13 protein-coding genes are annotated in these 17119 nt (G+C 46.1%); all 13 read right to left on the bottom strand.

The annotated features are described in order from the left end of the window. Positions 1 to 164: 164 nt before the first annotated feature. Positions 165 to 1622 (bottom strand): succinylglutamate-semialdehyde dehydrogenase, encoded by a 1458-nt coding sequence (gene astD / locus AB4493_RS02115; protein WP_017071310.1) that lies wholly within the window; start codon positions 1620 to 1622, stop codon positions 165 to 167. Between the two features lie 39 nt (positions 1623 to 1661). Further along, positions 1662 to 2681 carry an arginine N-succinyltransferase gene (gene astA / locus AB4493_RS02110; protein WP_017061116.1) on the bottom strand — a complete coding sequence of 340 codons (1020 nt, stop codon included), beginning with the start codon at positions 2679 to 2681 and terminating at the stop codon, positions 1662 to 1664. A gap of 107 nt (positions 2682 to 2788) precedes the next feature. Further along, complete coding sequence (locus tag AB4493_RS02105) at positions 2789 to 4000, bottom strand: aspartate aminotransferase family protein (RefSeq protein WP_008222315.1); 1212 nt, start codon at positions 3998 to 4000, stop codon at positions 2789 to 2791. A 464-nt stretch (positions 4001 to 4464) separates the two neighbouring features. Then, positions 4465 to 5043: an aminodeoxychorismate/anthranilate synthase component II gene (locus tag AB4493_RS02100; RefSeq protein ID WP_009848915.1), complete on the bottom strand. Its 579-nt coding sequence runs from the start codon at positions 5041 to 5043 to the stop codon at positions 4465 to 4467. A 200-nt stretch (positions 5044 to 5243) separates the two neighbouring features. Continuing rightward, positions 5244 to 7838: an ExeM/NucH family extracellular endonuclease gene (locus AB4493_RS02095; RefSeq protein WP_017061118.1), complete on the bottom strand. Its 2595-nt coding sequence runs from the start codon at positions 7836 to 7838 to the stop codon at positions 5244 to 5246. Between the two features lie 385 nt (positions 7839 to 8223). After that, positions 8224 to 9240 (bottom strand): tryptophan--tRNA ligase, encoded by a 1017-nt coding sequence (gene trpS / locus AB4493_RS02090; protein WP_016796005.1) that lies wholly within the window; start codon positions 9238 to 9240, stop codon positions 8224 to 8226. 150 nt (positions 9241 to 9390) lie between these two features. Next, positions 9391 to 10077, bottom strand: a complete 687-nt coding sequence (locus AB4493_RS02085) for a phosphoglycolate phosphatase (protein ID WP_017061120.1) — start codon at positions 10075 to 10077, stop codon at positions 9391 to 9393. A 102-nt stretch (positions 10078 to 10179) separates the two neighbouring features. Further along, the gene (gene rpe / locus AB4493_RS02080) at positions 10180 to 10854 is read right to left on the bottom strand and encodes a ribulose-phosphate 3-epimerase (protein WP_010435263.1); all 675 of its coding nucleotides are present in this window, start codon (positions 10852 to 10854) and stop codon (positions 10180 to 10182) included. 200 nt (positions 10855 to 11054) lie between these two features. Then, a complete protein-coding gene (locus tag AB4493_RS02075) occupies positions 11055 to 11903 on the bottom strand; it encodes a Dam family site-specific DNA-(adenine-N6)-methyltransferase (protein ID WP_017061122.1) in 849 nt (282 codons plus the stop codon). A gap of 69 nt (positions 11904 to 11972) precedes the next feature. Further along, complete coding sequence (locus tag AB4493_RS02070; protein WP_017068836.1) at positions 11973 to 13490, bottom strand: AAA family ATPase; 1518 nt, start codon at positions 13488 to 13490, stop codon at positions 11973 to 11975. 79 nt (positions 13491 to 13569) lie between these two features. Further along, positions 13570 to 14658, bottom strand: coding sequence for a 3-dehydroquinate synthase (gene aroB / locus AB4493_RS02065; RefSeq protein WP_017061124.1), 1089 nt, complete (start codon positions 14656 to 14658; stop codon positions 13570 to 13572). A gap of 25 nt (positions 14659 to 14683) precedes the next feature. Beyond that, on the bottom strand, positions 14684 to 15202 hold the full coding sequence (gene aroK, locus AB4493_RS02060; RefSeq protein ID WP_017061125.1) for a shikimate kinase AroK: 519 nt from the start codon (positions 15200 to 15202) through the stop codon (positions 14684 to 14686). 176 nt (positions 15203 to 15378) lie between these two features. Beyond that, positions 15379 to 17097, bottom strand: a complete 1719-nt coding sequence (locus AB4493_RS02055) for a type IV pilus secretin PilQ (protein ID WP_137001068.1) — start codon at positions 17095 to 17097, stop codon at positions 15379 to 15381. Positions 17098 to 17119: the final 22 nt, after the last annotated feature.

The raw sequence follows: 17119 nt of genomic DNA, 5'->3' as shown, positions 1-17119 counted from the left end.
AAGGGAGAGGCTGAGACACAGAGTCAGCAGCCATCAGCCTGTGACATACTTTTCTATTATTATCTACCGCCCAATCTAGGTGTTGGGCGTGATGGAAAAAGGAAGCGATAGCACCGCTTCCTATTTCAAACTTAACGCATAAGCCTAAGACTCATTAGCCTAAATTAAAGCTCAATACCTGGGCTAAACGTTGCCGGAAGTTGAGTTTCGCCACCTTCCATTGAAGCCATAGGGTAAGCACAGTAGTCAGCCGCGTAGTAAGCACTTGGGCGTAAGTTGCCCGAAGCACCTGGACCACCAAATGGAGCATCGCCACTTGCGCCTGTTAGCTGGCGGTTACGGTTAACAATGCCCGCACGGATATGGTCAACAAAGTATTCCCATTCAGAATCATCTGTTGATACTAAGCCAGCAGATAAACCAAAGCGTGTGTCGTTAGCTAGCTCAACCGCTTGCTTTAGCGATTGGTAACGAACCACTTGTAGCAGTGGACCGAAGTACTCTTCATCCGGCAGCTCAGCAATGTTGGTTGCGTCGATAATACCCGGAGAAACAAACGCCGCTTGACCCGCTTTTGCTTCTACTAGGCTGACGCCGCCTAACGATTGTAGATTCGCTTGCGCGTCCAGAATGAACTTAGCCGCAGCTTCAGAGATCTGAGGACCCATGAAGGGTGCTGGTTCAGCGAATGGCTGATCAACACGAATCTTTTGCGTCGCTGCGACCAGCTTATCGAGTAGCAGATCCCCCTTCTCGCCAACAGGCACGTACAAACGACGAGCACATGTACAACGTTGACCCGCACTGATGAACGCCGATTGGATAATGGTGTATACCGTTGCGTCTGCGTCACCATATTGGTCACTGATCACCATAGGGTTATTGCCACCCATCTCTAGTGCCAGCATCTTGCCCGGTTGGCCCGCGAATTGACGGTGAAGGATATGCCCAGTATTAGCGCTACCTGTGAACAGCACGCCATCAAGACCTTTAGCATCGGCCAGTGCGATACCTGTCTCTTTAGCGCCTTGTACTAAGTTGATTACGCCAGCAGGAAGACCCGCTTCTTGCCATAATTTCATCGCAAACTCACCCGTCCAAGGTGTCTGCTCTGAAGGCTTAAATACCACGGTATTACCCGATAGCAGTGCAGGAACAATATGACCGTTAGGTAGGTGACCAGGGAAGTTATAAGGACCAAATACTGCCATCACGCCTAATGGACGGTGACGCAGTACAATCTGGTTGCCTGCCGCTTCACGAGAAGCTTCACCGGTACGCTCATGGTAAGCACGAATTGAAATAGCAATCTTGCCCGCCATTGCGCCCGCTTCAGTGCGAGTTTCCCAAATCGGTTTACCCGTCTCTTTCGCGATGATTTGCGCGATTTCTTCGCTGTTCTCTTTAACTTTCTCAGCAAAGTTCAACACGATCGCTTCACGCTCTGCAAAGCTCAGTTTTTTCCAAACCAAGAAGGCTTCACGAGCTGCTGCTACTGCAGATTCAACCTGTGCTGGTGTCGCGCTATCACCCTGCCACACTACTTCATTGTTGTATGGGCTTACTGATGTCATGGCGTCACCTTGACCTGCCACCCACTGTCCTGCTATCCACTGAGTCATACTTCTATCCTTAAAATCTTCGACAGATAATCGCCGCTCTTATTGAGCCAACATGCGAACGAATTCGCCTTCTTTTACTTCAAGAGCGCTTGCTACTTCAGATGATAAAATCACTGTGTCGCTTGCTTGGTCATACGCACCTTTCGCGGCTACTGCGCGGAAGTTCTCAAACGAGGTATTACCAATTAGGAAGTCTTTAGAGCTAGAGTGCTCTGCAATTTGAACCTGTGCTCGAATTGAGTGACGCACAGATTCGATGTTTCTTAGATCACACTCAACCGTTGGGCCTGCATCAAAGATGTCGACATAACCACGGTTGGTGAAACCTTCACGTTCCAGCAACTTAAGTGCAGGGCGCGTATTGTCATGTACCTCTCCGATCACCGCTTGAGCTTCTTTGCTCAGTAGGTTCACGTAGATAGGTAGCTTAGGCATTAGGTCAGCAATGAAGCCTTTCTTACCAATACCGGTTAGGTAATCGGCAAGCGTGAAGTCAATCGAGAAGAAATGTTCTTGCAGCCATTGCCAGAAAGGAGAATTGCCTTCCGCATCTGATACACCACGCATCTCAGCAAAGATCGTTTTTGAGAAACGCTCTGGGTGCTCAGCCATCAGTAGGAAACGACACTTAGACATCAGTCGACCGTTTAAGCCTTTGCGGTAATCAGGACGTAAGAACAGCGTACAAATTTCGCTGCAGCCTGTGTAGTTATTACCAAACGTCAACAGCTTAACCACGTTATTCACTTTAAGGCGCTGTGAAGAGTGAACCACTTTACTGATGTGGTACGAGTAAAAAGGCACATCCCAGCCAATGGAAGCTTCGATACCCGTTGTACCAGCAACTTCGCCAGTTTCAGCGTCGAAACCCACCATTAGATAGCCTTCATCACCGGGTTCGGTCACGTCTGCTTTCGCAAAGCTGTATTCAGAATGGGTAATTCGGTTAGTTAACAATTCTTCGTTAACCGGAAGAGATGTGAATCCATGACCTGATTCAACTGCACAGGTGTGCAGCGCATCGTAATCAGACAGTTTTATTGGGCGAACAACTAGCATCAATATTCCCTCCAGATGCAAAATAGGCCCAAAACCAGAAGCTTGGGCCTTTAGCAGAACGTCATGGGATCGCTCTATTGGCGATCATTCCTATGACGCCGCTCAGGCTAAACTAGCGTAGCGATTGCTTTGTCTAGTTTTGATAAACCTTCTTCAATTTCTTGTTTAGTGATAACCAGTGATGGAGTAAAACGAACCACGTTTGCACCCGCAACCAGTACCATTAGGCCTTGCTCGCCTGCTGCTACTAATACGTCACGCGCACGCCCTTGCCATTCGTCATTCAGTGCAGCACCTAACAATAGGCCTTTACCACGAATCTCACTGAAAATTTGGTATTTGTCGTTAATCTTAGTTAGACCATCACGGAATAGCGCTTCACGCTCTTTTACGCCTTCTAGAGTCTCAGGTTGGCTAACTACGTCAACCACTGCTTCAGCTACCGCACACGCCAGTGGGTTACCACCGTATGTAGAACCGTGCGTACCAACCTTAAGGTGTGTAGCCAGTTCAGACGTCGTCAGCATTGCGCCGATAGGGAAACCGCCACCTAGAGACTTCGCTGTGCTTAGAATGTCTGGCGTCACGCCCAGACCTTGGTAAGCATAGAAGTTACCAGTACGACCATTACCTGTTTGTACTTCATCAAAAATCAACAATGCATTGTGCTTGTCACACAGTTCACGAACCGTATTCACGAACTCAGCCGTTGGAGAGATGATACCGCCCTCGCCTTGCAGAGGTTCCATCATGATGGCACAAGTGCGATCAGAGATATGCGCTTCTAGAGCGGCAATATCGTTGTAAGGTAGGTGAGTTACATCGCCAGGTTTTGGACCGAAGCCATCTGAGTAAGCTTCTTGACCACCAACGGTTACAGTAAAGAAAGTACGACCGTGGAAACCTTGTTTGAATGCAATGATTTCAGATTTCTCAGGACCGTGAACATCCGCAGCCCAACGACGAGCTAGCTTAAGTGCTGCTTCGTTCGCTTCTGCACCAGAGTTCGCAAAGAATACTTTTTCTGCAAAACATACGTCGGTTAGCTTCTTCGCTAGACGCAGTGCAGGTTCGTTGGTCATCACGTTACTCAGATGCCAAATCTTGTTTGCTTGCTCAGTAACGGCATTCACCATTGCTGGGTGACAGTGACCCAAGCAGCTCACAGCGATACCGCCAGCAAAGTCGATATACTCTCGGCCTTGTTGGTCCCAAACGCGTGCGCCTTCCCCTTTTACCGGGATCATTTCCATTGGGTTATAACAAGGCACCATCACCTCATTAAAAAGACTACGTTCTACATTATTTTCCACTGTCATCGTACATTCCTTCTCGATACCGCAAGCTTCGCAAATAAGCGTAATGGTTCATAAGTGAGATAAAGATATTTTGTCCCGCCATAATCCCGCTGCAGCATTATATTTACATTTAATTAACCTTTTCAATAGTAGATTATTCTTTAGCCATCCCTAACAACCAGCTAAACGTCACTACCTATGACTATTTATGCATCAAACAATCTGTTTTATGAAGCTTTTTTTAACTAAACGTCTATCCATCAACAGCAAAGCCTTACTGGTACAGCGGTATAAGGGGTTCGAGAGGAAATAAGGCGAATAATATTGCATAGACTAAAAACTTAGCCTGAAGAGGGAGAAATGTTATAAAAAGTGATCGGCGTCAGAGGGATGAAGACGCGGCGCGCCCGAATTAAAACGCTTAACGAACGAGGTAATACGTTTAACTGGCTTATTTGAACGAATGAAAAGCCAAATTTAAACACTCAGCGTGCTAGGAAGTTAGCGAGAAGCTGGTGTCCTTGCTCTGTTTTAATCGATTCAGGGTGAAATTGGACGGCATCAATCGGCAAGGTTTTGTGTTGATAACCCATGATCTCATCCATACTACCATCTTCAAATTCCGTCCAAGACGTCAGCTCAAAACAGTCTGGTAATGTGCCGTTTTTCACCACTAAAGAGTGGTAACGAGTCACAGTCAGAGGGTTATTGAGACCTTGAAAAACACTCTTCCCGTTATGACGAATAGGCGAGGTTTTACCGTGCATCACTTGTCTGGCTCTCACCACTTCACCACCAAAGACTTGAGCAATGGCTTGATGACCAAGACACACACCTAAGATCGGCAGCTTACCAACGAAGTGTTCAATCACCTGCAGCGAAATTCCCGCATCATCGGGCGTACATGGGCCCGGCGAGATAACAAGATGGCTAGGATTTAGCGCTTCGATGCCCGCAATATCAATCTCATCGTTGCGAACAACTTTTACAGTTACCCCTAACTCACAGAAATACTGATACAAGTTATAGGTAAAAGAGTCGTAGTTATCGATGATAAGTAACATGGGTCGAAATCGTTTGCTAAATACTAAAGGATTGGGAGATATAGGGGCGGTATTGTGCAATACCCATAGCGAAAGGCAAGTGGAAACTGCATTTCGCCAATAATTAAGGCCAACCTAAGTTGACCTTAATTGTTTACAGATAGCGTTAAGTTATCTGAATTGGCTTACTTGTATGGCAAGCCAATCTATTTGTGATTGAGCTACTTACGACGACGCCACATTGCTAAGCCAAATAGTGACATAAGAGCACCGAAGCCGAATGAACCGCCGACTCTTAACTCAAGAACCGCAGGATCATGATCCGATGAACGGAAGTGATCTTGGTACTTAGGTAGGTCACCTTTGTACTCTTCGTTGTAGTCAAACAACGTCGACTCACCACCATTGATGTGCCAATCGGTAGCATCGACAACCCTATCTTTCAGGCTTTCGCTGATCAGCAGGTGGTCTAGAGCGCCAACTTCATCATTGTATGAGTAGCTCCAGCTGTCTGGGTGCTTTTGAGCCACAGCATTGATATAACCGTAGTTCTTCGTAATCACCGCACCGCTATCACCAAACTGCTCAACACCATCAATGTAGGTATTACGAGCTGCTTTGATCTGCTTGCCGTATTTCTCTTCCGAGTAATCGGTTAGCACCAGCATTGGATCTTCCATGCCGTACGAGTTCATATCACCCAGGATCACTTTGTGACCTTTGATGCCATCGAGCGCTTCACCTAATGCAACCGCCGCAGCAACACGGAAGTTCTCACATGAACCTTGCTTATCGGCATCAACGCCGCCTTGGCCGCCCTGCTCAATCGGAGCAGCATCTTCCCAACACTTAGAGCCTTTCGATTTAAAGTGGTTGATCGCTACGGTGAGTTTCTCTTTGGTGCCTTTAACTTTAAAGGTTGGCGCCAATGAGTCACGTTGGTAGTTCTTACCGTCTTCAATCACCTTGCCTGAATCGTCTAACACCTCTGGTGCTTGTTGGCTTGGCATCGCGATAACACGGCTGTCTTTAAGCTTAACCACCTTCTTACGGTAGATAACACCCGTTGTGATAACGTCAGTACCAATAGAGTCCATCTCGTCGGTTACGCCGTCTTCGTTCGAGTCGACAGCCACAAAGGTATAACGGTCTTTCTTACGCTCAATGCGATCATTCAGTTGGTTTACAAGTTGCTGAATGGCAGAGCCTTCACCAAAGCCATTGTTCTCAATTTCCATCAAGCCAATGATGTCTGCATCTAAGCGAAGAATCGCGTTCACAATCTTCTCTTGCTGCATCTCAAACTCAGTGATGGTGTTCGCGCCACGGTTATTGCCGTGCTGATTCGCGTCGCCACCAAATGGAGAGTTGAAGTAGTTCAATACGTTGAAGGTCGCAATACGTAGGTCGCCTTCATCCATGTCTGGTTTGTCGGTACGCGGATCGTTACGCACATAGTTTTCAGCCGAGATCTGGTTAGTCGCAATTAAACGGTACTCACCGTAGCTGTAAGTCAGCACGCCTTCTAGGCCAACAATGGTGTCATCAATGCGGATGTAATCTTCTGTTGAACCATCTTGGTCGATATCAGTGCGGCCAAAATCTGGGTAGAAAGGGACTTGTCCATCAGCCGCTTTTTGATCGGTTTCAACGAAAAGACGGCGGTCTGCGTTGTCTTCAGTTTGCTGCTTCGCTTCGTCAGATCCCGCGGCGAAAAGCTGGTTCGGCTGCATGTTAATACGCTCATGCGCCAGTACCATGTTGTTACGACGACCTGCGTAGTCATAACCAAAGGTACGCGTCACACGCATATCAAGCGCTTCGGTTGTTTTCACCAACATGCCTTCGTAGCGTTCAAGCGTTGCAGCGAAATTCTCGTCACTGTCTAGCACTTCAATCGCCGTAGCTTCAGGTGCCTGCTGCTCGCCCTGTTTTAGCCATTGGTTGTTTTCTACTTTCAGCTGAGTGTGGCTGTAGTATTCTTGAACCTTGCCTTTCACACACACTACATCACCGGCTACTAGCTCTGAGCTCGACTGGTTGGTATGAATAAATAGACCCTCAGAAGTGCTTGAGTTGAAATCATCCTCAAGTGCTTGCAGGTAGAAGCCTTTAGTTAGGCCTGTTGTTACCGCACTTACCACACCTTTTACGAAATATTCATCGTCGGTGATGTACGGGTAGCCATCGATGAATGGCGATGTAGCGCCCTCACCTTGGATTTCTTGAATGGTGGTGAATACTGGGTCAGAGCCATCTTGTGTACAAGTGAACGCTTCTGGCAGTTCAACGCTGTCTAGTGAACCTAGGCCTTCAATGCTGTCTTTTGGTAGCGATACCCATTGTGAAGCATCAAACGTCGCAGAAGGTGTTTGTGTCGCACGAACCAAAGTAACATCTTTGCCCCAGTCCACATCGCCCATCAAACCAACAACATCATGTACCGAGCCGTCTGAATTCAAGATAGCCAGCGGGTCGTCACCATTATGATTGGCGATAGAGGCATTAATGATGTCAGCTTGAGCTTTAATCTCATCACTCGCACTAGAATGTGCGACCACGAGTACTTCACCGGGTGCTAAAACGTGTCCATCTAAAGGTAAAGTGGCACCCCATGATCCGTTGCCATTGGCAGATTTCGCCAATGAGTAACCATCTAAACTAATGCTGCTATCGCCACTATTGGCAATCTCAACCGCTTTGTTATAGCTGCCGCCTTCCACATATTGTGAAATAAACAAATCAGCGTGTGCGCTTGTAGTTAACAAGCTACCAATTGCCACTGCTAGCAATGAAGGTTTGTGTAAAAGAGCCATCCGTTTCACCTGAGTTCATCGAGTTATAGTCACTGCCATCTATGGGCAGTCATGTATTTTGTGGTAACTATCAGGTTTATTTATGAAAGGAATAAGTCAGTTGGCAAGAAAATGAGGAACTTATCACTTTGGAATCATCAATTGTTTGGCACGTTATATATTTCCAACATATATAGAAACGAGTGTGATTTTATAAAGCTTGAGGGTACCAAATAAGATCATCTGCACAGCATTACAGCGATGGATATGCTAGCTAAATACTGGGTAAATTATCAATTCAAACAAGGGGGTTTCGAGGAAGGCAAATGGAATGGGCATGAAAAAGCCCAAAGTAAACAACAGCTACTTTGGGCTCAAATTCTCAAGCGAGTTGTGTTAGTTCACCCTATGGGCGAGTAACAAAACCTACTGCTTCGTATGCTTTTTTCAGTGTCACTGCAGCACGTTCAGAGGCTTTTTCAGCACCGGCTTTCATTACTGCGTCCATGTAGGCACGGTCAGCACGGATACGGTGATATTCAGCTTGAATCGGCTCAAGCATCTCAACCAATGCTGCGCCTACGTCTTTCTTGAACGGACCGTACATTTCAACGCCTTGGTACTGCGCTTCGATCTCTTCGAACGTTTTACCCGTCGCTGCAGAGTACAGACCCATTAGGTTAGAGATACCCGCTTTGTTTTCCCAATCGTGAGCAATGCGTGGTGGTGTTTCTGCATCGGTTTGCGCTTTGTTGATCTTCTTGATGATCGACTTAGGCTCTTCTAGCAGAGTAATCACGTTCTTACGGTTGTCGTCCGACTTAGACATCTTCTTCGTCGCGTCTTGCAGGCTCATTACACGTGCATTCACTGTTGGAATGTAAGGTTCTGGTACTTGGAAGATTGGCGTTTCAGGACCGTAGATGTTATTGAAGCGAGTTGCGATATCACGCGCTAGCTCTAGGTGTTGTTTCTGGTCGCTACCTACAGGTACTTGGTGAGCACCGTAAAGCAGGATGTCTGCAGCCATCAACACTGGGTAGTCGTATAGGCCTACGTTTACGTCGTTTGAGTGACGTGCAGACTTATCTTTAAACTGAGTCATACGGCTCAGTTCACCCATTTGTGTGTAACAGTTAAGAAGCCAACCAAGTTGAGCATGCTCTGGTACGTGTGACTGAACAAATAGCGTGCTCTTCTTTGGATCAACACCGACAGCAAGACAGATTGCTAGTGCGTCTAGAGTCGCTTCATGCAGTGCTTTCGGATCTTGGCGAACCGTAATTGCGTGAAGGTCTACAACACAGTATTGGCAATCGTAATCATCTTGCATCTGTTGCCATTGACGTAGAGCACCCAAGTAGTTACCGATACTTAGTTCACCAGATGGTTGAACACCACTCAATACGATGGGCTTGCTCATGGTTTTAATTCCTTTGCTTATTCGCTAAGTTTATTGAACGCTTAGCTTCTTAACTTAAATATAGAAAAGCCGCACAGCTCTTCTGTACGGCTCATCCAGTGTACTCATTGATAAGTATTTTGCTAGTAGGTTAGCTAACTTTTGTCCGCTTTATGCTGAAACTAGAACGACATCTAGTAATTGCGCGACGTTATCCGCGACATAGTCAGGGTTTGATGCTGAAATCGGCTCGCCGTGGTTATAACCGTAAGTCAGACCAAACGAGTGACAACCTGCATTCTTAGCCGCTTTAATGTCGTTGCTTGAATCGCCAACCATCAACATCTCTTCCGCTTTTACATTGTGCTTTTCTAGCAACCAGTTCAGAGCGACTGGGTTCGGTTTTTTCTCTGGGAAAGAGTCGCCACCCAACACATCAACAAAGTACTTATCAATACCGTGTTGCGCCAGTACGTCTGGTACAAACTTCGATGGCTTGTTGGTAACCAGCGCCATAGTGAAGCCGGCTTTATCCAGCTCAGCCAGCGTCTCTTTAACCGATGGGTAAAGGTGACTTAGCTTGTGACCGCCCTGCTCATAGAAATCATCAAACAGGATGCGTGCTTTTTTCAGTAGCTCTGGCTCTAGGCTTGGGTCAACCGTCAAGTTACGGCTGAGTGAACGTCCGATAAGAACATCAGCACCATTACCTACGTAGTCGCGAACTTGTTCTTCGCTCACTGAAGGGAAACCCAACTCCTGACAAGCTTGGTCAGCAGCAACGGCCAAATCAGGCACGCTGTCTAACAAGGTTCCATCCAAATCAAAGGCGATCAGTTTTATTGAGCTTAATGACATCTTACTTTCCTATTTATTATGTTCGTCTTATGAGTTGAGCTATAAGACGTAAAAAAGGGGCAAATTAGCCCCTTAATATTCAATCTATCTGTAGTTTTACGATTATGCGTTTACTTTTGCAAGCTCTGCACGCATCTCATCAATCACTTCTTTGTAATCTGGTTGATTGAAGATAGCTGAACCCGCAACGAACATATCTGCGCCCGCTTCTGCGATTTCACGGATGTTATCAACCTTCACGCCGCCATCAATCTCAAGGCGAATGTCACGGCCTGACTCATCAATCAGCTTACGAACAGCACGTAGTTTATCTAGCGTGTGCGGAATGAAAGATTGACCGCCGAAGCCTGGGTTCACAGACATCAGTAGAATCATGTCTACTTTGTCTAGGATGTAATCTAAGCAAGAAAGCGGCGTTGCAGGGTTAAGAACCACACCCGCTTTACAGCCGTGCTCTTTGATTAGCTGTAGAGTGCGATCGATGTGCTCTGAAGCTTCAACGTGGAAGGTAATCATTGATGCGCCGGCTTTAGCAAACTCAGGCACGATGCTGTCTACTGGCTTAACCATAAGGTGAACATCGATAGGAGCCGTAATACCGTAGTCGCGCAGCGCTTTACAGATAGGCGCGCCAAAAGTCAGGTTAGGTACGTAGTGGTTGTCCATCACATCGAAGTGCACAACATCAGCACCAGCTGCGAGTACTTTTTCTACGTCTTCACCAAGACGAGCAAAATCTGCAGACAAAATCGATGGAGCGATTAGAAAATCTTTCATACCAAACCTCTTAAGAGTGAGTAAATTGCGAATATCACCGCCTTGTGACATCTCATATACAAATACAAGACTCAATTCCAAGACTATTTGGTGTGCAATTCTACCTAAGCAACTAAGCAGATCCTAGCAGTTCGAAAGATTAGTTTATGAAAGTACCCGTTGGTCACTCAATTTAATGAGTTCGAGGGTTATGTTGGCCGCTACAATTCTTCTGAAGCGTGTTGCTGGTTTTTCTCTTTATGAAAAAGTGCCAGTAACTCATCGACTTTATTGCGCCCTGCGCCATTACGGCTAATGGTGCGCTTAACCTTGACCACGTTCAGTTCTGCACCATGGTATAAACGGCGCGTTAAGGTGGTGTCATGGTTTGAGATCAAGACAGGGATGCCTCGTTCCATCGCTGCTTTTTCAGCAACATCCGCCAGTGCAGCTTGGTCATCTAAGCTAAAGCCATTACCTGCGTAAGAGGTAAAGTTTGCCGTGTTCGACAGTGGTGCGTATGGAGGATCGCAGTAAACCACACAGCCTTTGCGCGCGCGGCTAAAGGTTTCATGGTATCCCTCACAGACGAAGGTGGCTTTTTTCGCTTTCTCGGCAAAAAATTCCAGCTCAGCTTCTGGGAAGTAAGGTTTTTTATAAGAACCAAATGGAACGTTAAAACCGCCCTTCTTGTTGTAACGACATAGGCCATTGAAGCCAAATCGGTTCATATACAAGAAAGCCAATGAACGATACATGACGTTATCTGTACCATTGAACTCAGCGCGAATATCTAAGAAGGCTTCTTTACGGTTGTTCTCAGGACAGAACCAGCGCTTCGCTTCCGTGATATAAGTTTCAGGATCGGTTTTAAGCAGGTTGTACAGGTTGATAAGATCGGGATTGATATCTGCAAGCAGGTACTGTTCAAAGTCAGTATTCAGAAATACTGAGCCGGCACCGACAAACGGTTCTACCAATTTACGAGCAGGTGGCAGGTGACGTTGGATGTCTTCAACTAGGCCATATTTACCACCAGCCCATTTTAGAAAGGCACGCTGCTTTTTCATTTACTGCTCTATCTATCAACTCAAAAATAAGGCTGCGGAATGTAACATATTTTGAGGCTAAGCTCAGGGTTATTTCGCACGTTCTATCTCTCGATGTACTTGATTCATCGATTTTGCCCAAGGTTCCAACTGTTGAAGGGGTTTTGATAACGCACTTACCGCGTCTCTCGCCACTTGAATCGTTGGGTAATCTTGATAAGTGATAATAAACCACTTGGTGTCGTTGCGAAGTGTTGGGTAAATACGAACCTTGTTCTCAAGGTCATACTCTTCAATGAAAGACTGTACGTCGTCCAATGAGGTCATCGCACTCAACTGCAAAGTATAAGCTCGCGGAGAGATAGCTTGTAACTCTTCGCGAGAAAATGAGAATGTAATTTTCTTAGTCGGTGGCGTGGACTGTGTTAGGTCTGTTGCTTCATCGGCTGAAGGCTGTGACTCCACTTTGTCTGCATCTGATTGCGAACTCACCGCGGCACCTGTGTTTTCTTCAACAGCAGCATCAATCGCACTGGTATCGGCACTTTCAGGTTTATCATCAAGCAAGGCATCAACCACATCAGAGGTGATTACGACACGCTGCTGATCTTGTTCGACTTCTCCAACACTCGCGGTATCTTCAACGACAGTCGGTGGCAAAGATGAGCTGTCGTCATCAGCACCTTGATAACTCATGTCAGCTTCGGCTTCAGAATCGTCCATTCCGTCGATTCCAGCTTGCTCGGTACCACTTTCCACTTCAAAAGTTGGGATAGCTGTCTGTTCAATCGGAGCGATAAGAGATTGCGCTTTATCGTCAGGGGTTGGTTGACTGAACATCCACCAATAACCACCACCAATTAAAATCAACAGCAAGGCCACCACAATCGCGATATTGATGGGCGAGCCAATAATTGAGCGAATAATAATCCTTTTTTCCACTTTCAATTCTCCTAAAGCCATTAACTCACCGGGCAGAGGTTGCGCTTTATTAAACGCACGTCGCACGCAAGTTTCAGACTCATCATCAACATATCGAATCACCAGTGATTCAAAGAAATGTTCAGCTTCTGGTTGCGAAAGGTCATCGATCTCAAGATCGATAGGTTTGTGTTGTTGACCGTAGCTCAAACGCGTTAATAACGTATCTAAGTGGCCAGGTTCCGAGAAGAGAACGATATTGATCGTCCATTGAGGGTTTGATTGAGCTTCCAGTACCAACATCCATAATTCGGATACCAATAGCTCAGAAAGTCGTTGGGCATCATCAACGACGATAACCACATTACACGGTTCTCCATCCAGTAACCTTGTTAGGCTATCCGATAAAGAATCATGTTGATTAAACAGGGGATCAGAAACAATTTGGCTAAGAATGAGCGCACGGCGTTGTTGATCGTCTTGGCTTGGATGACAAAGCAGTAAACACTGATTTTTTTCTGTCGACCATGCTTCAAGATAACGCTGAGCCAACCAAGATCGGCCAGAGCCAGCTTTGCCCGCCACCGTCACAAGGTTTGAACCAAAGTTAGTCAAAAGCTGTAAGCGCTCTAGCAGCTCAACTTGAGATTCTAACTCTAATACTCTTAATTCATGAGCCAAACTCATTGGGGATCCCTACTGATAAGATCGATCAGTAAAACGCTTCAGTTGCCTAGAGTTTAGCTAGGCAACCTCACAACCAAATTTAAAGAGTACGGCAGAAATCGATCGCTTGTTTAATGATGTCTTGAGGCACATCAGCAACCACTTCAGCAGTACCAATACTTGTTGGTAATACCAAACGCAACTGACCAGACAGCACTTTTTTATCGCGCATCATGTGCTTCATAAAGTCTTCAAAAGACATGCTTTCTGGCGTATGGATTGGTAGTTTCGCATTCTTGAGTATAGAAATAATTCGCTCAAGTTGCTGCTGAGAGATCAGTCCCTGTAATTGAGCTGTTTTAGCTGCCATTACAGTGCCTGACGACACAGCTTCACCATGTAGCCAATTACCATAGCCTAGTTCTGCTTCAATCGCATGACCAAATGTATGACCTAGGTTCAATAACGCTCTGATTCCTGACTCTTTTTCATCTAGAGCCACCACTTCAGCCTTAATTGCACAACAACGAGCAATCGCGGTAATCAGTGCTTCTTCATCAAGTTGATAAAGTTTCTCTAGATTCTGCTCCAACCAATCAAAGAAGGCTTCATCGTAAATGATGCCGTATTTGATCACCTCAGCAATGCCCGCTGCAAACTCACGCTCTGGAAGCGTTGATAAACAGTTGGTATCGATGATCACAGATTTCGGTTGGTAAAAAGCGCCGATCATATTCTTACCAAGAGGATGGTTTACTGCGGTTTTACCACCAACAGAAGAGTCCACTTGAGAAAGAAGGGTCGTCGGGATTTGAATGAAATCAATACCGCGCTGGTAACAAGAGGCAGCAAAACCGACCAAGTCACCGATAACACCACCTCCTAAAGCAATCACCACCACATCGCGGCTGTAATTTCCTTCAAGCATGTAGCTCATCACTGAATTGAACGTTTCAAGGGTTTTGTACTGTTCACCGTCTGGCAGCTCGAGAAGAGATGTCTGACAGCCGACTTGATCCAATAGCGATAAAATTTTATCAGCATAAAGAGGCGCTACTGTCACATTACTGATAACAACAACTTTCTGCTTACCTGATAAAAAAGAAAGGTACGCCGGGTCTTCAAATAACCCGGCGCCAATAGAGATAGGGTAGCTACGCTCAGCTAGATTGACCGTAATCCGTTCCATGGGTTTGCTCTCCGAAAAAATGAACTTAACGTTCTTCTAGCATTTTTACGATCTGGTTGGCTACCACTTTTGCACTTTGGTCGTCAGTACGAACTGTGTAGTCCGCCACTTCTTCGTATAGTGCGTTGCGAGATACAGCTAGATCTTCTAGCACATCACGCGGGTTGTCTGTTTGAAGTAGAGGGCGTTTCTTGTCGCGGTTAGTGCGAGCAAGTTGCTTTTCAATTGTTGTCTCTAGGTATACAACAATGCCTCGTGCAGATAGACGGTTACGGTTTTCTTTGCTCAACACTGAACCACCACCTGTCGCAAGAACAATACCTTGTTCTTCTGTCAGATCATTGATTACAGATTCTTCGCGCTTACGGAAACCTTCTTCGCCCTCAACATCAAAAACCCATGCGATGTCTGCGCCAGTGCGCTCTTCGATCACAGTGTCAGAGTCTAGAAACTCCATATGAAGTTGGGAAGCTAGGTGTCTACCAATTGTACTTTTGCCGGCGCCCATTGGGCCAACAAGAAAAATATTGCGTTTCTCAGCCATGTTTTTAGCAGTAATTTACAACGTTAATTCAATGACATCGCCACAAGGTAGGTCAGTACAAGTACTGAAATTAAAAGGCCCGTGGCACCGATTCCTCACAGATAATTCGTGATAAGACCCGAAATTATCAAGGTTAGGTGCCACTAATGCAACTTTATTTTTAATCTAATTGTTCATTACTGAATCACAACTTTGGGTGTGACAAAAATAAGTAGTTCACTTTTACCCACATTTTCATAGCTGCGACGGAACAATGCGCCCAAAACTGGCAGGTCCCCCAACAGAGGAACTTTATCCACTGTACTGCTCACGCTGTGCTGAAATATCCCGCCAAGCACGACAGTTTCACCATTATTAACAAGCACTTGCGTACCTATTCTTTGCGTATCAATGGCGACCGCTTCACCGGTTCCAGTTTTTACCACTTGCCCTGGCCTATCTTGAGTCACGCTCAAATCCAATACCAAACGATTATCGGGCGTGATCTGCGGTGTCACCTTAAGACTCAACACGGCTTTCTTAAATGCAACCGACGTAGCGCCACTTGAAGATGACTCTAAGTAAGGAATTTCAGTACCTTGCTCAATATAAGCCGGCTTTTTATTGGTGGTGATTAAGCGTGGACTAGAAATGATTTCAGCTTTTGACTCTTGTTGCAGTGCCGACAGTTCAAGATCGAGTAAGGTATCTGAACCCAGTTTGGCCACCTGAAACGCAATACTCGAGGCGTTCGGCGATGTTGCCCCTAAATTAACGTTGAGATAGTCATCAATCACGCTGCTGCCGCTATCGTCGTCATACGGCGTAATCGCTGATGGGTGGTTACCTTCGATTGAGCCACCAACGGTGAAGCTTCCGTTGGTTGAGGAAACGCCCCAGCGCACGCCAAGCTCATCAAGATTACCCTCAGTAACCGTGACAATACGTGCCTCTATCTGTACCTGCTTCACGGGAATGTCTAACGATTCAATGATGCCTCGGATCACGGCAATGTTTTCTTCCAATTCACGAATGAGCAGTGAGTTGGTGCGCTCATCAATGGTAATCGAACCACGATCGGACAACATGCTGACCGCACCTTCACCTCCAATCATGTCAGCGATGTCGGTGGCTTTAGCAAAGTTAATCTTGATGATTTCCGATTTAAGCTCCCCTAACTCCTCTTCTAAGCGCGATTTCTCTAACGCTTGTTGCTCTCGAAGGTCGAGCTCCGCTTTCGGCGCGACCAAGATAACATTGCCATCAACACGCTTATCCAAGCCTTTAACTTGCAAGATAATGTCGAGAACTTGCTGCCAAGGTACGCCATCTAAGCGTAACGTCAGGTTTCCGGCTACCGAATCAGACACCACGAGATTGAAGTCGTTGTAATCGGCAATCAGTTGCATGACATTTCGTACCGGGATATCCTGGAAGTTAATCGATATCAGCTTGCCCTCTTTCTCTAGAACGCTTTTTTCTTTGGTCGCTTCATCGAGCACCGGTTTGCTGATCACCACCTCAATAAAGCGCCCCTTTAGGTTGTATTCATACTGATAGTCATTGCTAATCGTCGCTAGAAGCCGAGTGCTTGGTGTCTCTTTATAGACTTCAATGCCTTCAACCAAGGTAGCGAAATCCTTCACATCCAGCAGGTAGAGCTTGTCATCATCAACTTGAGTATTGATTAGCTCGATACTTAACCCTTCCTGAGCTCGTTGAACATCCACCACTGCTGTGCTGGTCGCCAGCTCAATAATGATGACGGCGTCTTTATCCTTATTGACCCTAAAATCAATATTCTCCAATTTGTTCGGTAAGCTCTCGGCATGGCTGAGCACGCTAACAACCAACATCACAGACACAGCAAAACCTTGTAGAGCCTTGCTCACTAATCCACTTATTCCTTTAATCATATTTACATCTCATATCCACATC

It is taken from the genome of Vibrio sp. 10N.222.55.A1 (assembly GCF_041473835.1).
Classification (GTDB): Bacteria; Pseudomonadota; Gammaproteobacteria; order Enterobacterales; family Vibrionaceae; genus Vibrio; species Vibrio crassostreae_C.
The sequence above is the reverse complement of the archived record's forward strand: the minus strand, read 5'-3'. Positions and strand labels throughout refer to the sequence as shown.